Raw genomic sequence first — 21,457 nt, forward strand, 5'->3', positions numbered from 1 at the left:
GTTTTGCGCCACCCATTATGGTTAAGCCTTATTAACCTCCGATTTGTGCGCCCCTTGCTAGAGTGCGGGCAAATGATTCGCTTTTCGATCCCGTATGGGACGATCAGGGCCATGGGAGCAGTCATGTCGAGGCGCGCCAACACGCGATTGGGAATATTGGCGGCAAGTCTGGCGCTTGGCCTCAGCCTGTCCCCTCCTCTGCACGCTCAGGATCAGGACCAGAACCAGCCCGGGAGCGTCGAGACCGAGGCAACGCCCTCGGCCAACGAACCCGCAATTCCCCCAGACGACAACGCCACCCCCGCCGCAACCCCGACCGAGGATGAGGCGCCACCATCGACACAAACCCCTGACCAGACCGAGGCGGACCGGGAAGCCGCACTTGAGCAGGTGGAAAAATCAATTTCCCTGAGTCAGGACCGCGTCGACGCCCTCAAACGCGAAATTGCCGACATGGAGGGCGACCGAACCAAGCAGAATGCGGCACTTATCGCTGCCGGTCAGCGGGTCAAACTTGCCGAAATCGAGGTCGCCGACGTTGAAACACGCCTCAATGACCTGATCGTGCAGGAGTTTGAAGTTCGCGGACGCCTCGATGGTGCCGACACCGAAATTGCCAATGTGCTGGCAGCGCTGCAACGCATTTCACTCAATCCGCCGCCCGCACTGATCGTCGATCCCTCCGACGCCCTGGGCTCCGCCCGCAGCGCCATGCTGATCGCCTCTATCGCCCCGCAGCTGCGCGCCAAGGCCGAACTGGTCGCCGCCGATCTCAAACATTTGACCGAAATCAAGCAGGAAGCCCAGAAAGAAGAGCAGCTTCTAAAGGCCAATCACGCGGTTCTCGAAGAAGAGCAATTGCGCATTGCCACGCTGATCCTGGCGCGCAAGCAGGGCGTGTCGGTCATGACCGACGAATTGCGTGCCGAGGAGCAGGCGGCGGTGGAACTGGCGGCGCGCGCCAAGACGCTCAAGGAATTGATCGACAAGCTGGGCGAGCGCATGACCAGCGTCAATGAGGCTGTCAAGGCCGCCAATACGGCATCACCCGAGGGTGCAACTGTCACATTGTCGGCAGCTGCGATTGAGATGGCGCTGGCCAACACCGCCCGCACCGAGCCCGCAGTACCCTTTTCTTCCGCCCACGGCTATCTGACCATGCCAGCCAACGGCGTCGATGTTCGCGAATATGGTGCCAGCGACGGGTTTGGCGGCATAGCACACGGCACTTCTGTCGTCACCCGTGCCGATGCTCAGGTTGTTGCGCCCGCCGACGGCTGGGTGCTTTATACCGGCCCTTACCTCAATTATGGCCAAATCGTCATTATGAATACGGGCCGGAATTATACGGTTTTGTTGGCCGGTCTTGACAAGGTGACAGCGACCATCGGCCAATTCGTTCTGATGGGCGAACCGATCGGCACCATGGGATCACGCACAATTGGCCGCACCATCACGACCAGTGCTGGCAACTCCCAGCCGACTCTTTATATTGAGCCTGCGAAAAGACAACGCGCCTATTGACCCAACCGGCTGGTGGGCGCCCCCTCGGAACACGACACAAAGTGGATAAGCCCAGATGCGTTTGACCAAGATCCGCGCCGCCGTACTAGGATTGGCGCTCCTAGTACCGGCGACCGTCCTGATTGCCCAGGAACAGCCCGCCCCGGTAGAGGCGACGGACGCCGACAAAGCTGCCACCAAGCCGCGTGATCCCAAGGAGGTCTATTCGGACCTGGCCTTGTTTGGTGAGATTTTTGATCGTATTCGCGCCGAATATGTCGATCCACCCGATGAAAAGGAACTGGTGCGTGCCGCCATCCAGGGCATGCTGACCTCGCTCGACCCACACTCCAACTATCTGCCGCCCGCCGACTATCAGGATATGCGCGAAGATACCTCGGGTGAATTTGGCGGTCTTGGGATAGAGGTGACCCAGGAGGACGGCCTCATCAAGGTTGTCTCGCCAATCGATGATTCACCAGCTTCCCGCGCCGGCATGTTGTCCAACGATCTGATCGTCAAGTTGGATGGTGAGGACGTCAAAGGCATGTCGCTTGACGACGCTGTGGGCAAGATGCGCGGCGCCATTGGCACCTCGATTACGCTGACCGTAGTGCGTGAAGGCGTCTCTGATCCGCTCGAATTCAAACTGACCCGCGACACTATTGCCATGCGCGCAGTGCGCTGGTCGATGGAAGGCGACGTCGCGGTCCTGCGACTGTCGCGCTTCTCCGAACAGGCATTTATCGGCATTCAAAAAGCCGTCGATGGTATCTACAAGGAGCGCAAGAATGTGCCGCCAAAGGGCATTATTCTGGATCTGCGCAACAATCCGGGTGGATTGGTCGATCAGGCTGTCTATGTCGCCGACGCTTTCCTCAAGCAGGGCGCCATTGTCCTGACCCGGGGTCGCGGCCCTCAGGATAGTGCCCGTTATGATGCCGCTCCCGATCCGCTCGACAAGGAACTGGCGGACGTGCCTCTGGTTGTGCTGATCAATGGCGGCTCGGCCTCTGCTTCCGAGATCGTCGCCGGCGCCCTGCAGGACCATAAGCGCGCAACGCTCGTGGGCAGCCGCTCTTTCGGCAAGGGGTCCGTGCAGTCGATCATATCGCTGGGTGCCGATGGTGCCATGCGACTGACCACGGCACGCTACTACACCCCCGACAATCGCTCGATTCAGGCGCTGGGGATTCAGCCCGATATCACGGTGCTGCAAAATGTGCCGGACGATCTCAAGGGCAAGGACGAAATCATTGGCGAGGCCGGTTTGGCTGGACACATCAAGATTGATGGACAACAGGAAACCTCTGTTGGATCATCGGTCTATGTGCCCCCAGAAAAGGCCGACGACACCCAGTTACAATATGCCATCCGCCTGATCGATGGCGAAGAAAGCGATCCGGCCTATCCACCTCATCCCACCGAGCAAGCGGCCAAATAAGGTGTCGTCTATGCAGGCCGATGAAGTGTGATATGAAAAACCAGCGGGGGCGAAGCGGCTGATTCGCCGCTTCGCCCCCATTTTGCGTCACACCCAAAGCGGTCTGAAACGATGGCGGACAACTTAAGCACCCCATTGCCGGGGCGAAAGAAACGGCGCCAGATGGCCAAGCGCCATTTTCCGCTGGGCCGCATACTGATCGCCCTGGTGCTTGTGCTGTCGCTTGCCTTCATTTTACGGTTGGTTCTGGTCGACGATCCTGATGGCGGGCGCCCGGTCGCCGAGGCACCGGTGAGTGCAACGCGCGAAGGCTCGGCCATGGCCAGCGCCCTTGCCCAACGACCGGTCGATGGGCCCATAACCATTACCGCCGATCCCCAGCAAGTGCCCGTACAACAAGCTCTGGCCGCGCCCGAACAGGGCAGAACCGGCGCACTACCTGACCTCAGCGAGGAAACCAAGGACGGGCCGATCCCGCGCAAATCGGCCACCGGGGTCACCCCGTTTGCCGCCTACGCCGCACCATTTAACGCCGCCGACGTCGTGGGCAAGCCCAAGATCGCCATTATAGTTTCAGGCCTGGGGATCAATGAAAGCGGCACTATTGACGCCATTGAAGCCCTGCCGGTGGACACCACTTTGGCCTTCGCACCCTATGGCAAGGCATTGAAATCAACCGTCGCCGCCGCCCAGAACAGTGGCCATGAAGTGTTTCTCGAAATCCCGCTCGAGCCGTTCGACTATCCAACCAATGATCCTGGGCCCCAGACCCTTTTGACCGGCGACGCACCGCGTGCCAATCTCGAAAAGCTCTTCTGGCTGATGGCCCGGTTCGGCGGCTATGTCGGCGTCATGAACAATATGGGCGCCCGCTTTACTGCCTCCGGCGGCGATTTTTCCCCGATTATGGAAGAACTGGGCACCCGTGGCCTGGGCTATATAGACGATGGCTCCTCCAACCGCTCGGTGGCACCGCAACTGGCAACCAGCAACCAGGTGCCGTTTGCCCGCGCCGACCTCCTGATCGATGACAATCCGGCCAAGGAGCCTATCGAGGCGGCGCTGGCCCAACTCGAAGCCAAGGCCCGGCAGAACGGCAGCGCTATCGGCATTATCAGCGCCCTGCCCATTTCCATTCGCACTGTCGCGGAGTGGTCACGCGGCCTTGCCAACAAGGGTATTGCCCTGGTGCCCGCAACCGCTCTGATGCAATAGAAAGACTTTTCCATGCACGCCACGCCTGACCGGCTATCCATGCCCTATCGCGATTGCGTCGGCATCGCCCTGTTCAATGCTCAGGGCAGTGTGTTCATCGGCCGCCGCATGCCCGAAACCGATCCCGAAGACACAGCCGAAACTGACGCACCCTGGCAAATGCCCCAGGGCGGTATCGACAAGGGTGAGGACGCCCTCAAGGCAGCGCTGCGCGAACTGCATGAAGAAACCAATGTGACCAGCGTCAGCCTATTGGCCGAAGCGCCTGAGTGGATCTATTACGACCTGCCCGACGCCGCACTGGGCATTGCCCTCAAGGGCAAATATCGCGGCCAGCGCCAGCGCTGGTTTGCCTTCGCCTTTACCGGCGCGGACACTGAAATTGATGTTGAGACGCCCGGTGGCGGTACGTTCAAGGTTGAGTTTGACGCCTGGCGCTGGGAGAGACTGAGCCGCACCCCGCAACTGATTGTGCCATTCAAGAAAGACGCCTATGAAAAGGTCGTCGCCGCCTTCGCCGACATCCCGCAACGCCTGAAGAGGGCCTAGAGCGATGAAAACTATTGGTCTTCTCGGGGGCATGAGTTGGGAATCCACCGCTTATTATTATCGCGTTCTCAATCAGGAAACCGCCCGACGACGAGGCGGTCTGCATTCGGCGCCGCTGATTATTCATTCGGTTGATTTTGCCGAGATTGAAGCCCTGCAGCGCAGCGGCGACTGGGCCGCAGCGGGAAAAATCCTGCATCGCGTCGCCCATAACCTTGTCGATGCCGGTGCCCAAGTGCTGGGCCTTGCCACCAACACCATGCATATTGTCGCTGATGCCATCCGCGCTGATCTGAATGTGCCGTTTGTCCACATTGCTGATCCCACCGCCGATGCGCTACTTGCCGATGGCTTTGACACGGTTGGTCTGCTTGGCACGCGTTTCACCATGGAGATGGATTTTTACCGCGACCGGCTGACGGCAGCGGGGCTGAAGGTGCTGATCCCTGACGTTGATCGCACCAATCTCAATGCCATCATCTACGAGGAATTGTGCCTCGGCATCGTAACACCGCGCTCGCGTCAGACCTATGTCGAGGCAATCGAGCGGTTGCAGCGTTTTGGTGCCCAGGCGGTCATATTGGGCTGCACCGAGATCGACATGTTAATCGACGATGAAGTGAGCCCCCTACCTACCTACGATACCACCGCGCTACACGCCAAGGCGCTGATTGATGCCGCCTTGACCCAGGCATAGTCCCACCATCAGACCACCTCAGGCTCTGCCAGTTCGAACAATCGAGAACAAAATCGGCGCCAACATGTCTTGCGACTCGCCCTTCTGCTGAGGTACTGGAAAAATGGTCGCACTAGTGCGCCGGTTCAGGATTCAGGTGATAAATCCACGCCCGCTTCCGATTGGAAAAAGCTATTGGCCCGGCGAAGATGGCCGGTCATCGCGGTCGCAGCCCCATCTGCATCGCCCGATGAGATCGCCTGGAATATGCGTTCGTGCTCTTCAATGGTCACGCGCTCCGCCCCGCGTACGGCAACCAGGTCGTGCTTGAAGCGCGACAGCCACTCCAGAATGCCGCGCAACGTCGCGACAATGAGCCTGGTTGCCGCTCATTTCAGCGATCTTCACGTGGAAGGCGATGTCGGTAGCAACAAATTTCGGAGACTGCCTGGTCATCCCCTGAAAGGTCTTCAATATTGCGCCAAGGCTCTTCAATGTCGCTGGCAGTTGCACGCTTGGCCGCGAGCGCAACAAGGCCAGTTTCCATGAAAATTCTGGCCTCCTTCAAATCCTCCATGCCACGCTGGTTTGTTGCCAGCATCATGACCATCGCATTTGAGACCTGATCGATAATCTGATCGGCGGTTGGCTCAACGACGCGCGCCCGCTCACCATGCGAAATAATCACCAGGCCCATCTGCTGCAATGTCAGCATGGCTTCCCGGATTGCCGGACGACCGACCCCGAACCGCTCCATGAGCTCCCGCTCCGACGGCAGTTGCGCTCCGGCCGGATATTCCTGCGAAGAAATCGCCGCGATCAGCCGATCAAGGATTTCCTGATAGAGTTTTTTCTTCTTGAGCGGCTCAACGCCAAGCCGACTATGGGTGATTGTCAATTCATGGCACCTTTCCAGTTCTGCAGTGTAACGACCTAGCACCTGACAACCAGATGCATAATAGCGCCACCTGAATAAAATTCCAACTGGTATGATGACACTATCTCGTGCTACCGCTAAACATGTCGAATCGGACGCGGCTCAATCGAGGAACGCCCGACGAATGCCAAGGCTGGTGAAGAGAAAACAAAAACACACGAAGTGTGTGGTAGCGAAGCCCAGATTTGAACTGGGGACACACGGATTATGATTCCGCTGCTCTAACCAACTGAGCCTACTCCGCCCCAAGGGGCCGCGATGAACAAGAGCTGATCGGCAAGCTCTTGTGCGGTGCGTCGACTTATTAGATTTGCGCTCAAGCCCTGTCAAGGCTTCAAAGCGGAGCGTGTCCGGTCAAATACAGTCTAGCGCTTGAGGGCATTGAGCAACAAGCCCGAAACGTAGCCATCGGCGGGCAAGCCGTGGCGCTTTTGGTAGGCAATGACAGCGGCGCGGGTTTTGGGGCCGATAACGCCATCGGCAGCCCCCACTGAATAGCCTGCCTTATTCAGGCGCTGCTGCAATTCCACCCTTTGGCTGGCCCCTAGGCCGTAATTGCCAGCAGGCCATGGCGTGGCAAAATCACCGCCACCAATGATCCGGTCGGCCAGATGCCCGACGGCCAGCGCATAGCTGTCCGAATTATTATATCGTTTGATCACGTCAAAATTCGGCGTCAGCAAAAACACCGGCCCAGTTGCCCCGGCAGGCATATAAAGCCGGGTGATATCGCTTGGACGCGGAAACGGGCGGCCCGACACGCGCTGGATGCCCATATTTTCCCACGTCGCGATGCTGACCTTGCCCATACCGCGCGCCCGGTCGAAATCAAAACCGCTTGGCAACCTGACCTCATAGCCCCAGGTTTCACCGTATTGCCAGCCAAACGACTTTAGATAATTGGCGGTGGAGCCCAAGGCGTCGGGCACCGATTTCCAGATATCCTTGCGCCCGTCGCCATTATAATCGACCGCGTAGCGCATATAGCTTGATGGCATGAACTGGGTATGCCCCATGGCACCAGCCCACGAGCCAACCATGTTGTTGGGCGTAATGTTGCCGTCCGAAATGATGCGCAGAGCAGTCAGCAACTCACCCTTGAAATAACTGGCGCGATAGCCACCTTCGGTCAGAGACGCCAGTGCGTGAATGGTGTTATTGCCCCCCATGAACCCCCCATAATTGGTTTCCATGCCCCAAATGGCCAACACAATTTCGGGCTGCACCCCATAACGCTGGGCCGCCCCCGCCAGCGTCTGAGACCACTCGCTGCGCATCGCACGCCCCTTGCGCGCCTGGGAGTCGGTCACGCGCTTGTTGAGATAGTCGGCAACCGTGCTGGTGAATTCAGGCTGTTTGCGGGTCAATTCCATGACCTTGGGCAGAAACCGGTAATTGGCAAACGCTGCATCAAAGGCCGAACGGCTGACGCCACGAGCCGCAGCCTCGGGCCATAGCGAGCGCACAAAACTGGTGCTATTGGCCATCGCGGCGCCCGTACCGCTCATCCCCAGAACCGCCACGAGCGCCAAGTTGCGAATGGTCGCCACAAGGGCGTGATATTTTTCGGTTCCAACCAGCATGACAGGCCTCATAGTCTCGTGTGATGCGCGCGGGCGCCAAAACGCGCGCCGCCGGACGCGCCCTTTCCCACAACGACGCGCTATCACACGATTAACCTATGACGTTAAGATGGCGCTAAGGATGCATATCGCGTGCGATCACATCTTCGCCAGCCATTTGAGCAGGGTCGGTCAAGGATAGCGCGGCAGTACCGCCCGGCCCCTGCACCGACCGACTGCCCAGCGCGACTGCTGCCGACAGACATTGTTGCGCAGGTTCGCCATCAAGCCAGGCATGAATAAATCCGGCGTTGAACGCGTCGCCAGCACCCGTTGTATCAACCACCGCAACCTTGGGCGCCCCGATTTTTTGCCGGATCGTCCCTTTGGCATAAATCGCCCCTTCGGCACCCAGCTTCAGCGCAACAACGGGAAAATGCTGCGCCAGGATATTTAAGGCCGACGCCGCATCGGTGTGCCCGGTAATGGCGCGGGCCTCTTCCAGATTGGGTAGAAACAGGTCGACACCTGCGCAGATCGATAGCAGACCCGAACTGTGAATAAGCGCGGAATCCCAACTCGGATCCAACGACACGCTCATGCCGTGCCGCTTGGCCAGTCTCACCAGATCCGGATGATCGGCCAGCGTGGCAAATTCGGCGATGTGCAAATGGGCCGCCTCAACTCCTGATAGGGCCGCATTGAGCGCCATGGGAAGCGCCGACCCGGCACGACGCGACAGAAACGCGCGATCGTCGCCATGCGCCATAACCACGGTAATCTGCGGCCCTGCATCAGCATGCCGTTCGACTAGCGCCATATCAAGTCCGGCCACGGCGAACTGGCTTTCAAGCGCCATCGACACCGGGTCCATACCAAACCGACTCAGCAGAATGGCCCGGCGGCCAAGCGCCTGCAAATGCGCAGCAGCGATAAAGGCGCCGCCACCCAGCACGCTATTCATCCCCGATGCATAGACTTCCTGCCCCAGGCAGGGCATCGCGGGCAGGCCCGAAAACACCAGGTCACAATAGATTCGACCCGCGCAAATAACCGCGGGCCGGTCCGGACAGCTTCTCATAACCGACCCAGCGCCTGCTCGGTCTTGGCATCAAACAGATAAAGCGCGCCGGGGGCGGCCGAAACGGTCACTTCACTATTGACCTTGGGCAACAGCTTGCCCGGCGCGGTGCCGATGACTTCGGCGCCAGCAACGTCGAGATGTACCAGCGTTTCCGAACCCAGCGGTTCAACCGCCGTTACCTGTCCCTTCATGGTCAACCCCTCGCTTACTTCTGTTCCGACCAGCAGATCGTGTGGCCGCACCCCGACCTGAACAGCGCCATTGGGCAGACCGGCAACTTTGGCGTCAGCCAATGTCGCGTCAGCAACGCTGAGCACCCCATCCTTGATCGTGCCCGTGACCAAATTCATCGAGGGGCTGCCGATAAACCGGGCCGTAAAAATATCAACCGGTTGTTCGTACATTTCAGTAGGCGTTCCCACCTGCAATATCCGCCCGTCGCGCATCACAACGATCCGGTCGGCCATGGTCATCGCCTCGACCTGATCATGGGTGACATAGACAATGGTGGTACCAAGGCGCTGATGCAGCCGCTTGATCTCAATGCGCATCTGGGCGCGCAATTGTGCATCAAGATTGGACAGCGGTTCGTCAAACAGGAACGCCACCGGGTCGCGCACCATGGCGCGGCCAATGGCAACGCGCTGGCGTTGGCCACCCGAGAGCGCCGCAGGACGCCGATCCAGCAAATCTTCAAGGCCCAGAGTAGCTGCAGTTGCCGCGATGCGAGCGCGTTTCTCGTCAGCATCAAGCTTGGAGGTATAGAGGCCAATACCGATATTCTGGCCCACCGTCATATGCGGATAAATGGCGTAATTCTGAAACACCATGGCGATATTGCGCTGCTTGGGTTCGCGTTCATTGACCACCTCGTCGCCAATACGCAGTTCGCCCGCTGTGATATCTTCAAGCCCCGCTATCATCCGCAATGTTGTGGACTTCCCGCATCCCGAAGGACCAACAAACACCACAAACTCGCCGTCTGCTATCGTCAGGTCGATGCCGTGGACCGCAGTAACCTTGCCATATTTCTTGACCAGATTGCCAAGGCTCTATCTGTGCCATCACGCCGCTCCCGAAAGAAGTGTAAATCTGGTATCCAGCTCCGCCGCCGCCGCCGCTTCAACATCGGCATGACGCTGTGAGCGCTCTGAAAAATCTTTTGCCTTGGCCTGATAGCCCTTGAGTGCCAGACCCAGCGAATGCGGCGCTGGGCCGCCAAAACGGGTTCTGACAGCAACAAAGTGGGCGGGCGAAACCACTTCGGCGAATTGGGTCGCATCAATGGTGCTCGTTCGACCAGTGGCTTTTTCAAATGCCTTCGAAAATGGCGAGTAGCCATCAATGGACAAGTCGCCATCCACCGCCAGAACGGCTCGCGCAACGCTTGCCGCGATCTCGTGGCTCTGGCGGAACGACAATTCTTCCTCGCGCACCAAACTGTCTGCCAACTCTGTGATGGTGATGCATGAACGCCTGATATTGTTGGCAACGCGATCAGGATGGATGCGCACCTGCTCGACCAGCGCCGACAGCAGGTCCAGAACCCGATAGGCACTATCAAAGGCCTGATAGCCCATGGCCTGACTTTCGCCCTCACTGTCATTCATGTCGGTGAAGGGTGTGTTGTGCATGATATCGAGCATGGCACGGGCGCGCCCGAAGGTCTGGCTCGACAAATGCCGCAAATGCTCAATCGGCACCGGATTGCGCTTTTGCGGCATGATCGAGGAAATCTGCACCAGCGAGTTGGGCACGTATAGCTGGCCCACCTCAAAGCTGCTCCAGAACTGGAAGTCCTGAATCGGACGGCCCAGATGCAAGAACATCAATTCAATCGCGCTGTAGGTCGCGGTAATATAATCGACCGCCGCAATGCAGCCATAGGAATTTTGCAGCGGGACCGCGAAGCCGAGCAAGTGAGCCACGCGCGCGCGATAGATGGGAAAGCCCGTCGTTGTGATTGCCGCGGCGCCCATGGGACAGCGATCAACGATTTCACGCGCCTCAAACACCCGTTCGATGTCGCGGCTCAGTACTTCGATAATCGCCCCGAGATAGTGGCCAAACGTCGTTGGCTGGGCTGGTTGGCCATGAGTATAAGCAACGATGAGTGTATTTTTTTGCCGGGTTGCTGCCGAGATCAAGACCTTGAGCAGCGCCGTCGCCTTATCCAATAGCAGATCAATGCGTCTCTTCAGCGCCAGTTTGAACAGGGTATGATCAATGTCGTTGCGCGATCGCGCCGTATGCAGACGCCCCGCCAGATCAGGCCCCAACCGCGCCTTGAGTTCCTTTTCGATCAGGAAGAAATAGTCTTCAACCTCGCCGGTATAGACAAGGCTGGATGGATCGGTTTTTGCGTCAATGGCAATGAGCGCCTGCCCGATCTGCGCGGCGTGGTCGTGGCTCAATATCCCGGTTTCCGCCAGCATCACCAGATGCGCCCGGTCAATGGCGCGAAAACCGCTCGCATGATGGTCGCGCGCACTCTCGAACAGCGGTCCCAGAACCTTGTCCTTATAGACAGGATCGGGAAAGATGCTTTTGTCTTTTTCGCCGGGGTCAGTCATTTAGCCTTTGAGCCCTGCCAGCATCACCCCGCGAACGATAAAGCGCTGCAGTACCAGGAACACAATCAGCGTCGGAATAGTCGCCAACGCCGCCCCAGTCATGATTTTTTCCCACTGGATCGACTGCTCGACCGAAAAGCCCGAAAGCCCCACCGGTAGGGTATAAAGTTCGCGGCTGGTGGTGACGATCAGCGGCCAGAAAAATGCCGTCCAATTGCCCAGGAAAGTAAAAATCGCCAAGGCGGATATCGCCGGGGTCACCAGCGGCATGGCGATTTTCCACCAGATGGTGAACTCGTTCATCCCATCGACCCGCGCGGCCTCGAGAAAATCGTCGGGCACGGTTTCAAAAAACTGCTTCATCAGGAAGGTGCCGAAGGCCGTCATCATGCCCGGAAACATGATGCCCCAATATGTATCGAGCCAATGCAACTGGGAGGACATCAGATACCAGGGAATAACCAGCATTTCCGTAGGAATCATCAATGTCGACAGGATCGCCAGAAAGATGAAATAGCGCCCGCGAAATTCGAATTTAGCCAGCGTGTACCCGACCATTGAATCAAAAAATACATTTGAAACGGTAACGATCGAGGCAATCAGCGTCGAATTGACAAACCAGCGTAAAAACCGCCCGTCCGACAGCACCGAAATATAATTGTCCAATGTCGGCGCCGCAGGAATGAGCTTGAGATCATAGATCTGGCCTGACGTTTTGAGCGAGGTCGCAAACATGTAGAGCAGCGGCGTGACCATGATCAGCCCACCCAGCAGCAACAGGGTCCAGGTGATGATCTGTCCGGGCCGAATGCGCATGCGGTTGGCCGGCAATTCAACGTCCATGGTACTCATCAGCGCTTCCTCAAAACCCAAAGTTGCATCAGCGATACCACCAGCAATATCGTGAACAACACGACGGTCTGAGCCGCCGCATAGCCCATTTTGTACGACGAGAACGCTGTCTGATAGATCATCAGCACCAGCGGCTTGGTCGAGTTGAGCGGCCCACCCGGATCATTGGTTGTCATGTTGTAGACCTGATCGAAAATGCGCAGGAAACCGATCGAGGAAAATACCACCAGAAATATCGTTGTCGGCTTGAGCAGCGGCAGCGTGATCTTGCGGAAGATCGCCCATTCGCCCAGCCCGTCAATCCGCGCCGCCTCGTAAAATGTCGATGGAATGGCGCGTAGCCCGGCAATGAAAATGATCACCTGAAAGCCCAGACCCGCCCATATCGCCGGCATCAGAATGGAGGTCAGCGCCGTGTCGGGCGAACGCAGGAAGGTTTGTTGCGGCAGCCCGAATACGCTCAGGAACCCGTTGAGCACCCCAATCGGCACCGGCTGGTAGAACCAGCGCCAGACCCAGCCCATCGCCGCCGCCGTGGTCAGGAATGGCAAAAAGTAGAGTGCCCGGATGAACCCGTGCATGAAGCGCACGCGATCAAGGTAATAGGCAATGGCAAATGAGATCACCAGACTAAGCGGGGTACCGATGATCAGATAGGCAAAGGTGTTCTGAAAGACTTTCCAGAACACCGGGTCGGCCAGCATCGCCTGATAATTTGCAAGGCCAACGAATTTTGCGGGACGCATCAGGTCCCAATCGGTCAGTGACAGCCAGAAAGCCTGGAACGTCGGATAGAAACGAATGCCGCCATAAAACAGGATCGGCAGGGCCAGGAATGTCCAGGCCCATATCACCCGCTTGGTGCGAATGGAAAACCTGTCCCAGACCGTCGTCCGTTCCGGGCCGGCTCGCTTGATACTATCCGACGCAATGCTCATGGCAGTTTACTGTGCCGCCGCATCGATTATGGCCTGTTCCTGCTTGGCCGCCTCGTCCAGCGACGCCTTGGGATCATCGCCATTGATCAGCACGCGATTGACCATGTCAACAGCGGTCTGACGCTGTCCGGCTTCATCGACGAACTGGGTGGTATGGGCGTAGGCCAGGCCCTTGAGGAACGGCCCGTAAATCGGGTCGGCCACATTGTCATCGGTCAGCGCCACAGCCTTGCGGGCCGGCAATTCGCCCACGACCTTGAGCCAGATCTGCATCGCCTCGGGTGAGGAAACATATTTGAGGAACTTTTCGGCCGCCTCAAGTTTTTCACCCGTCGCCGACGCACCGATGCCATTGGCAAAATAGCTGGCATAGTTCGACCGCATGCCGTCGGCATTGGCCGGCAGGCTCGGTAACGCCCCATTCAAACGGGTTGGACGCAAATGACCCAAGACGGAAGGTGCCGTCAATGGTCATGCCGGCAAGACCGGCGCGGAAAGCGGCCTGTCCTTCGTCCATGAACCCGGCCATGCCAACCTTCTCTTTGGTTTGCAGGTCCGTATAGAATGTGAGGGCGTCGACCCCGGCCTGATCGTCATAGGTGACGGTCTTGTAGTCGTCAGTGTAAGGCGCCCCGCCAAACTGGCGCACCAGCGCTTCACGCCACCAATGGTGATCCTGCCCGGCGAAATCGAGCGTGATGCCCTCGGTGGTGATATTGCCGCCGCCATCTATTTTGGTCAGCGCCTTGGCGTCGGTAACCAATTCGTCCAGCGTCTGGGGTGGCTTGTTCGGATCAAGTCCGGCAGCCTTGAACATGTCCTTGTTGTAGAACAGCGCCAGCGAGCGAACCGCGGTTGGCAGACCGTAATAGTCGTCGCCCCGTTTCATCGCCGAAACGATGGGGAAAAAGTCATTCTCGATCTCATCATGCGGGAAGACCGCCGGATCCAGCGGCTGCAGCAACCCACCTGACTGGAACTTGTCGAGCCAGCCATAGAACAACTGCATGACGTCCGGTCCTTGTCCGGCCAGCTTGGCCGCCACGATGCGGGTCTGATAATCCGCATAGGGGAACGTCACCTGCTTGACGGTAATGTCGGGATTTTCCTTCTCGAAATTGGCAATAAGCTGATCCATGGCCTGGACGCGGGTTTCAAAAATATACTGCCAATATTCGATCTCTACCGCCTGAGCGGCGCTCATGGCCATCAGGCTGATACCGGCGACCAGGCCAGCAATAGTAAAGCGTTTGCGCATTGATACCTCCTTGTGATCCGCCACCGGCGCTCGGCGCCTGGCCATGCGGACAAATCTCCCTCATTTCGAGATTGGTCGCGACCATCTCGGGCCTCGAAAGTCAGCCGACCTTACCCCAATTGTCAATACAATAATTTACTTGAGTTATTCTGATCGCCAAAATAGCCTTGGATCAGGAGTGCCAGATGAGCAAATACCAACACCAGGGCGCAGAGGCCAAACTGGCGATCGGCAGCAATCCGGGTCGCAATCGCTCGCACAATCGACGCGTCGTGCTCGATATGGTGCGCGCCCACGGACCGTTGGGACGAACCGAGATCGCCCGCCGCGCACATCTGACCCCGCAAGCGGTCACCAATATCGTAGAGGAACTGGTCGGCGAAGCCATGCTGGTCGAACTGGGACGGCGGCGTAGCGGACGCGGCCAGCCCCCGATACAGTTTGCCGTTAATCCCGATGGTCCGATGACGGTTGGCATCGAAATCGCCGCCGACCACATGGTCACGGTGCTGATCGACCTGTCGGGTCAAATCCGCGCTCGAGCCATTCGACCGGTCAAAAACACCGATCCGGCACATATTTTGCCCGAACTGAGCGCAGCGGTCACCAGCATCCGAACCAACCTGCCCCATCAACCGGGAAAACTGCTCGGCGTTGGCGTGGTCATGCCCGGCCCCTTCGAGATCGACGGGATGAGCTCGGTTGGCCCGGCCACCTTGCCGGGCTGGACCGGGCAAAGCGCCAAAACCATCGTCTCCGAGGCAATCGGCGAGCCGGTCGAGATTGAAAATGACGCCACCGCAGCCGCCGTTGGCGAGCGACTTTATGGCGCCGGACGGGCCCACGCCAGTTTCTGCTTCCTCTATTTTGGTGTCGGCCTTGGCTTGGGCGTCATCCATGAAGGGCGCCCATTGCGCGGCGCCTTCGGCAATGCCGGTGAGATTGGTCATATCTGCGTGGCGCCCCGCAATCGCACGGCAACCTTTGGCCCCGAGGCAAGCCTGGAGCGATTTGCTTCGCTTTACGCCCTGCGCGAAAAGCTGGCAGCCGCTGGACTGGACGGCAACACAACCGAGCAGCTTCAGGCGCTGCACGATGCGGGCAATTCGGTGCTGATCGACTGGATAGCCGAAGCCTCGGACTATCTGGCGCCCACGATCACCACCATCGAAAACCTGCTTGATCCGGAAACCATCATCCTGGGTGGCGCCCTGCCCAATTCCATTATCGACGCACTCATTGCAGCGCTTGAGCCGTTGCCGGTATCAGTTGCCGCGCACGGCCGCCACACCCCGCGCATCATGCGGGGTCAGACCGGTCAACTTACCGCCGCCCTCGGCGCTGCTGCGCTGCCGATGCTAGAAACCATCACCCCGCGCCTGAACCTCGCACCAAATATTGCCGTACAATAGGAGCCTGCCATGCTGACTGCCCGCGAGCGTCTGGCCAAGCAACAATCACGCCCAGCCCTGGTCCAATTGCACCGGGCGTTGTCGCGTTTGACCTCGACATTGACCTTCATGAATACCGGCGCGCACCCTGATGATGAGCACTCGGGCATGCTGGCCACGTTGCGCTATGGTTTTGGCATGCGCGTGGTCATTGCCTGTTCGACCCGCGGCGAGGGTGGCCAGAACAGTATTGGCACCGAACGCGGGGGCGCGCTGGGCTTGTTGCGCACACGCGAAATGGAAGAAGCGGCCCGGATTCTCGACGCCGACGTCGCCTGGCTCGGCCATGGCCCCGATGACAGCGTCCATGATTTCGGCTTCTCCAAGAACGGCACTGACACTCTGGCGCGTTGGGGTCGCGACAAGATTATCGAACGCATGGTCGCCGCGTACCGATATTATCGCCCCGACATTGTACTCCCCACATTTCTCGACGTACCCGGACAGCACGGACACCATCGCGCCATGACCGAGGCCGCCGAAGTCGCCCTCAATCTGGCGGCTTCACCCGAGTTCGTCACACCGGGCCTCGCACCCTGGACGGTTGCCAAATATTATCTGCCGGCCTGGTCGGGCGGTGGCGCCACCTATGACGACGAAGTCCCGCCGCCGCCAACAACGGTTGAACTTGTTACGCCCGGCAATGATCTGCCTACCGGCGCCGCGTTCGACCAGATCGGCGAGTGGTCACGCGCTTTTCACGCGACCCAAGGCATGGGGCGCTGGAAATCCCAGCCCAATACGCGATGGCCGCTCCATCTCAAGCACGGTCCGAATGAGCCGGAAACCGACATCCGGGCCAATCTATCGGCCACATTAGCCGAGTTGGCGGACCAGCTACCACAAAAAGGCGGTGCAGCACTCCGGGTTGCCCAGGACCACATCAATCAGGCGTTGCAGGCTTATCCCCAGCGCGATGGCATCATTGGTGCCCTGATTGCTGCCGCTGAAGCCATCGAGTTGGCGCTTGCCCACAGCGATAGCACCAATCTTGCCGCCCATCGCCATCGCCATCGTCTCGAGCGCAAGCGCCTTGAAATCGACACAGCCCTGCTACTCGCCGAGGGGATCGAGCCCACCATCTGGGTCGACACCAACCAGCTATCACCCGGTGGTCATGGCACATTATTTGTCCATACCGATCCCAACGCCACACCGATCGTGGCGACGCCGCAAGGCCGTACCGACATTCGCATTGGCGCGTCGCAAGCAGACCGGGACGGGTTGAAATTCGCGCTTGATGTTCGCGCAGACGCGCCATTATCCGAGCCGTTCCGGCCGCATTTTAACAGTCTTGGTGGCAATGGCGAGCCTGAGCGTCGAGATCGAGGCCGACATAAAAGGGCGCCGCGTTCGCGCCCATTTCGATCTTGAAGATGGATTGAGCATCGGACCGACCCAGTCGGTTGATCTCGCCCCAAATGCTGTCATTTTAAGGATCGGCCAGTTTGATCCCGCCGAAGCCATCCACATAAATTTGCGCCCCGCGCTTCCCGATCACGAGCTGGTTCTTGCGGCACCAGAGGGCTGGCAGGCAACGCCAAATGCATCCGGATTTTCGGTGACCCCGCCACCGTCGCCCGTACCGGGACATTATCATTTACCGCTGCAGGCTCGATCTTGCCCCGGCTTACCGCAGCCAGGAAATTGCCTATCCCCACATTGGACGTACACACTTTCGCCAGCCTCAGGCCGTCGACGTCCTGGCCCTGGACCTGGTACTACCGGAATGCTCGATCGCCTATGTTGGCGGCGGCAGTGATCGCGTGCCCCATTGGCTGCGCGCCATGGGGCTCAACGTCAACGAATTGGACGATGACGCCCTTTCCGCCGATCTGTCCGCCTATACCACCATAATCATTGGCACCTTCGGCTTTGGTGCGCGTGCGGCGTTGAGTGCCAATAGCGATAGACTGCACGACTGGGTGGCCAATGGTGGTCATTTGCTGACCCTCTACCACCGCCCCAGTGACGGCTGGAACCCCGACAGCACCCCACCCAAGCGTCTGGTTATTGGCGCGCCATCACTGCGCTGGCGCGTCACCAACCCTGATGCCGAGGTGAAAATATTGCAGCCCGACCACCCCCTGCTAACCGGTCCGAACCGCATCAACACTGCCGATTGGTCCGGCTGGGACAAGGAACGCGGCCTCTATTTTGCTGCCGAATGGGATCCGGCCTACGTCCCGCTACTGTCGATGCATGACAGCGGCGAGGCACCATTAAAGGGGGCACTGCTTTCCGCCCGTGTCGGCAAAGGCCGCCATACCCACACGGCGCTGGTATTGCATCACCAGGCTCGACAAGGCTCGTTCCCGGAGCCTTTCGGCTTCTTGCCAATCTCGTGCAGCCAGCATGACAAAGCGCCACTATGACGTCGTCGTCATCGGGCTGGGCGCAATGGGCAGCGCCAGCCTTTGGCACCTGGCCAGATCGGGCGTCAGTGTACTCGGTATTGACCGGTTCTCGCCGCCTCACAACCAGGGATCGACCCATGGCGAAACGCGCATCACCCGCCGCGCCATTGGCGAAGGCGAAGCGCTGGTCCCGCTGGCGTTACGCTCCCACCAACTCTGGCGCCAGATCGAAACTGAAACCGGTGCCGACCTGCTGCACGAAACCGGCAGCCTGATCATTGGTCGACCCGGCGACAATGTGGCGCGGCCCGGGCGCACCGGGTTCGTTGACCGCTCGATTGCCGCCGCCCGACATTTTAACATCGAACACCAAGTCCTGTCGGCAGCCGAAATTATTGCCCGCTTTCCCAATTTCACCCCGCAGGACGAGGAAATCGGTTATTTCGAACCGGGCGGCGGCTATTTACACGTCGAAGCCTGTGTTGAAGCCAATCTCAAACTGGCGCGCCGCCACGGTGCAACCATCGAACTGGGCACCAAAGTTTTGGAACTCGGCGACGACGGTGGCGGCGTCAAAATCATGACAGGCAACGAGACAATTCATGCCGGGCAGGTCGTGGTGTCCGCCGGACCATGGGCACCGGGACTGTTGGGAGCACCCTTTGACGAGCCTGCTCAAGCCCACCCGGCAGGTGATGCATTGGTTCGCAATCGCGCCGGAAGCCCGCCCGATATGGTCGCGGTCCCCGGTGTTCATGTGGCCTCACGGCGAGGCCGAAACCGGCTTTTTCTATGGCTTTCCCAGCATCAACGGGGTGTCGATGAAAACCGCCGACGAATATTATGGCCCCCCATCCGACCCGGACGCCATCGAACGCGCCGTAACCGCTGATCAATCCCGCACAATGTATCAAACTCATCTGGAAGGGCGGTTTGCGGGATTGACGCCACAGGTGGCCCGAACCCAGACCTGCATCTATACCGCATCCCCCGACAGTGGCTTTATCATCGACCAGCATCCAGCATGCCCCGGCGTGCTGGTGGTTTCACCCTGCTCGGGGCACGGATTCAAACATTCAGCCGCCATCGGCGAGGCTGTCGCCGCCCGGCTGTTGAACCAGGCCCAAACAGTTGATTTGAGTGCATTTTCGCTCGCGCGGTTCGCGGCCAGCACGGGTAAATATTAGTTGGCAGCGCAAGTCCTTGAGATTGCTTGTAAACGCGGATAAATGGTAGAAATAACTAGCATTTGGTCCAATATTAGTATATTGTACTCAAATTCAGCAATTATGCAGTACAAGCGCCAATAAGCCATGCCAGCCGTACAGAGCGTCATCATTGACAATAGTCCCGCCGAGACCGTGCTGGAGCGCGTGCGGCGTGATCCGGCCTTGGCGCCGTGTCCGACCTTTGCCACGCCCTTTGGACCACGCCCGCTGATCTATGCCGATTATACCGCGTCTGGCCGCCAACTTGACCTGATCGAGGATGCGATCCGCACCCACGTTGCGCCGTCCTATGCCAACACCCATTCCGAGGCTGCTTACGGCGGCCGGCGCACCGGCGCGTTGCGCGAGGCCGCCCGACAGGCCGTGCGCCAATGTGTCGGCGCCAGTTCGGCGCATGCCGTGATCTTTGCCGGTGCGGGGGCAACTGCGGGCGTAAACAAGCTGGTATCGGTGCTGGGCCTCTCACTGCCGTGCGATCGCGCATTGCGCGACATTCTATTGACACAGATCAAGCAATCAGAGCGCCCGGTGGTGCTGGTTGGCCCCTATGAACATCATTCCAACGAGTTGCCCTGGCGCGAATCATTGGCAGAAGTCGTCCGCATACCGCTGGCAGCCAACGGCCAACCCTGCCATGACGCCATTGCCACAGCGCTTGAAAAATATCAGGGCCGACCGAAGCTGATTGGCGCATTTTCTGCCGCCTCCAACGTCACCGGCATCAAGACAGACGCTCGGGTGTTGGCCAAATTGCTGCATCGTTTCAACGCCTTATGCGTGATAGACTACGCCGCGGGCGCCCCCTATATGCCTATCGACATGGCCCCCAGTCATGCCGGCGCCAACGATCATATCGACGCAATTGTCCTGTCCCCGCACAAATTTGTCGGGGGCCCAGGGGCCTCAGGGCTACTGGTGGCTGACAGAAGCATGTTTTGCATCGAACGACCGTCCGCACCAGGCGGTGGCACCGTCAGTTTTGTCACGCCAGACCAGCATGCCTACCTCAATAATATAGAAGCGCGTGAAGAGGCGGGAACGCCCGCCATTATTGGCGATATTCGCGCCGGCATGGTGCTCCAGGCTCAAGGCCGATATGGGTATCGCGGCCATCGAGGCGGCTGAAGCCGACGCCGTGGCTCGGACCCTGCGGTTTTTCAAGGCAACGCCGGGTCTGCACATGTTGGGCTCATCCAGTGCCGACCGACTGGCGATTTTCTCCTTCAACATCGCGTCCGGCGGTCAACTATTGCATCACGGCCTGGTGGTTACCCTTCTCAACGATATTTTTGGCATTCAAGCCCGTGGCGGCTGCTCATGTGCTGGCCCCTATGGCCATGATCTGCTGGGTATTGATGCCAATGTTTCTGCACAATATCGCACGCTGGTCATGGACGGTCTTGAAGTCATGAAGCCGGGTTGGGTTCGTGTTGGCTTCCCCCCGGTCATGGACAACGCAAGCATCGATTATGTGCTTGACGCCTTGGCGTTTATCGCTGATCGCGGTCATGATCTGATCGAGCTTTATGACGTAAACCCCGAGTCCGGCTGCTGGACGCTGAAAACGGCGCTGCCCGAACCATCGATGACACTGGATCAATTGTGCTGGTGGCGATCAATGAGTGCGCCCTCGCCGCAGCCATTGCAGGCCCCCTCCTCGGTCGAAATTTTCGCCGAAGCAGCCACACTGGCCGACAAGGCGCGCACCAAGCGTCACAAGCCTTGCGCAAAACTGCCGGACAACGCCGATCAATTGCGCTGGTTTCAACTCTGATATAGCTGGCGCAAAATATGGCGCCGCGCCGCGGGCCTTCGAGCAAGGCATACTG

The 21,457-nt window shown here is 58.9% G+C and carries 19 protein-coding genes, 1 tRNA gene and 2 pseudogenes; 12 read left to right on the forward strand and 10 right to left on the reverse strand.

Features of this window, described 5'->3' with window-relative positions:
* Positions 1–123 precede the first annotated feature (123 nt).
* The 5 genes from PSQ19_RS12235 to PSQ19_RS12255 all read left to right on the forward strand — a co-directional run bounded on the left by PSQ19_RS12235 (position 124) and on the right by PSQ19_RS12255 (position 5,408).
* Entirely contained in the window at positions 124–1,524 is a 1,401-nt protein-coding gene (locus PSQ19_RS12235) for a murein hydrolase activator EnvC family protein (RefSeq protein ID WP_282217960.1), read from the forward strand.
* Positions 1,525–1,579: 55 nt separating this feature from the next.
* Positions 1,580–2,947: a S41 family peptidase gene (locus PSQ19_RS12240; RefSeq protein WP_282217961.1), complete on the forward strand. Its 1,368-nt coding sequence runs from the start codon at positions 1,580–1,582 to the stop codon at positions 2,945–2,947.
* 162 nt (positions 2,948–3,109) lie between these two features.
* Complete coding sequence (locus tag PSQ19_RS12245) at positions 3,110–4,162, forward strand: divergent polysaccharide deacetylase family protein (RefSeq protein WP_282217962.1); 1,053 nt, start codon at positions 3,110–3,112, stop codon at positions 4,160–4,162.
* A 12-nt stretch (positions 4,163–4,174) separates the two neighbouring features.
* Entirely contained in the window at positions 4,175–4,711 is a 537-nt protein-coding gene (locus PSQ19_RS12250; RefSeq protein WP_282217963.1) for an RNA pyrophosphohydrolase, read from the forward strand.
* 4 nt (positions 4,712–4,715) lie between these two features.
* On the forward strand, positions 4,716–5,408 hold the full coding sequence (locus tag PSQ19_RS12255; RefSeq protein WP_282217964.1) for an aspartate/glutamate racemase family protein: 693 nt from the start codon (positions 4,716–4,718) through the stop codon (positions 5,406–5,408).
* Positions 5,409–5,533: 125 nt separating this feature from the next.
* Here PSQ19_RS12255 and PSQ19_RS12260 read toward each other — a convergent pair whose 3' ends face one another.
* The 10 genes and pseudogenes from PSQ19_RS12260 to PSQ19_RS12305 all read right to left on the reverse strand — a co-directional run bounded on the left by PSQ19_RS12260 (position 5,534) and on the right by PSQ19_RS12305 (position 14,591).
* Positions 5,534–5,749, reverse strand: a complete 216-nt coding sequence (locus PSQ19_RS12260) for an FCD domain-containing protein (protein WP_282217965.1) — start codon at positions 5,747–5,749, stop codon at positions 5,534–5,536.
* A gap of 32 nt (positions 5,750–5,781) precedes the next feature.
* Positions 5,782–6,285, reverse strand: a complete 504-nt coding sequence (locus tag PSQ19_RS12265; RefSeq protein WP_282217966.1) for a GntR family transcriptional regulator — start codon at positions 6,283–6,285, stop codon at positions 5,782–5,784.
* A gap of 206 nt (positions 6,286–6,491) precedes the next feature.
* Positions 6,492–6,569, reverse strand: a tRNA-Met gene (locus tag PSQ19_RS12270).
* A 120-nt stretch (positions 6,570–6,689) separates the two neighbouring features.
* Positions 6,690–7,907 carry a lytic murein transglycosylase gene (locus PSQ19_RS12275; RefSeq protein WP_282217967.1) on the reverse strand — a complete coding sequence of 406 codons (1,218 nt, stop codon included), beginning with the start codon at positions 7,905–7,907 and terminating at the stop codon, positions 6,690–6,692.
* Positions 7,908–8,022: 115 nt separating this feature from the next.
* Complete coding sequence (locus PSQ19_RS12280) at positions 8,023–8,967, reverse strand: carbohydrate kinase family protein (protein WP_282217968.1); 945 nt, start codon at positions 8,965–8,967, stop codon at positions 8,023–8,025.
* Positions 8,964–10,010, reverse strand: a complete 1,047-nt coding sequence (locus PSQ19_RS12285; RefSeq protein WP_282220694.1) for an ABC transporter ATP-binding protein — start codon at positions 10,008–10,010, stop codon at positions 8,964–8,966. Before PSQ19_RS12285 ends, PSQ19_RS12280 begins: the two co-directional genes overlap by 4 nt.
* A 24-nt stretch (positions 10,011–10,034) precedes the next feature.
* Positions 10,035–11,543, reverse strand: coding sequence for an argininosuccinate lyase (gene argH / locus PSQ19_RS12290; RefSeq protein ID WP_282217969.1), 1,509 nt, complete (start codon positions 11,541–11,543; stop codon positions 10,035–10,037).
* Positions 11,544–12,386, reverse strand: coding sequence for a carbohydrate ABC transporter permease (locus tag PSQ19_RS12295; RefSeq protein WP_282220695.1), 843 nt, complete (start codon positions 12,384–12,386; stop codon positions 11,544–11,546).
* An 8-nt stretch (positions 12,387–12,394) separates the two neighbouring features.
* Positions 12,395–13,333 (reverse strand): carbohydrate ABC transporter permease, encoded by a 939-nt coding sequence (locus PSQ19_RS12300; RefSeq protein ID WP_282217970.1) that lies wholly within the window; start codon positions 13,331–13,333, stop codon positions 12,395–12,397.
* A gap of 6 nt (positions 13,334–13,339) precedes the next feature.
* Positions 13,340–14,591 (reverse strand): annotated as a pseudogene (locus PSQ19_RS12305) (extracellular solute-binding protein).
* 185 nt (positions 14,592–14,776) lie between these two features.
* On the opposite strand from PSQ19_RS12305, the gene PSQ19_RS12310 reads away from it, so the two are divergent.
* The 7 genes and pseudogenes from PSQ19_RS12310 (at position 14,777) to PSQ19_RS12340 (ending at position 21,402) form a co-directional block, all read left to right on the forward strand.
* The gene (locus PSQ19_RS12310) at positions 14,777–16,003 is read left to right on the forward strand and encodes an ROK family transcriptional regulator (RefSeq protein WP_282217971.1); all 1,227 of its coding nucleotides are present in this window, start codon (positions 14,777–14,779) and stop codon (positions 16,001–16,003) included.
* A 9-nt stretch (positions 16,004–16,012) separates the two neighbouring features.
* Positions 16,013–17,416, forward strand: coding sequence for a PIG-L family deacetylase (locus PSQ19_RS12315; protein WP_282217972.1), 1,404 nt, complete (start codon positions 16,013–16,015; stop codon positions 17,414–17,416).
* 392 nt (positions 17,417–17,808) lie between these two features.
* Positions 17,809–18,417, forward strand: coding sequence for a type 1 glutamine amidotransferase family protein (locus PSQ19_RS12320; RefSeq protein WP_282217973.1), 609 nt, complete (start codon positions 17,809–17,811; stop codon positions 18,415–18,417).
* A gap of 25 nt (positions 18,418–18,442) precedes the next feature.
* Positions 18,443–19,024: pseudogene (locus PSQ19_RS12325) on the forward strand (FAD-dependent oxidoreductase); the annotation flags it as partial.
* Positions 19,025–19,154: 130 nt separating this feature from the next.
* Positions 19,155–19,586 carry an FAD-dependent oxidoreductase gene (locus tag PSQ19_RS12330; protein ID WP_328517654.1) on the forward strand — a complete coding sequence of 144 codons (432 nt, stop codon included), beginning with the start codon at positions 19,155–19,157 and terminating at the stop codon, positions 19,584–19,586.
* Between the two features lie 126 nt (positions 19,587–19,712).
* Positions 19,713–20,753: an aminotransferase class V-fold PLP-dependent enzyme gene (locus PSQ19_RS12335; RefSeq protein ID WP_282217975.1), complete on the forward strand. Its 1,041-nt coding sequence runs from the start codon at positions 19,713–19,715 to the stop codon at positions 20,751–20,753.
* Positions 20,725–21,402, forward strand: a complete 678-nt coding sequence (locus PSQ19_RS12340) for an aminotransferase class V-fold PLP-dependent enzyme (protein ID WP_282217976.1) — start codon at positions 20,725–20,727, stop codon at positions 21,400–21,402. Before PSQ19_RS12335 ends, PSQ19_RS12340 begins: the two co-directional genes overlap by 29 nt.
* Positions 21,403–21,457 lie beyond the last annotated feature (55 nt).

The sequence above is a fragment of the Devosia algicola genome, assembly GCF_028816455.1.
In the GTDB taxonomy this organism is placed as follows: Bacteria; Pseudomonadota; Alphaproteobacteria; order Rhizobiales; family Devosiaceae; genus Devosia; species Devosia algicola.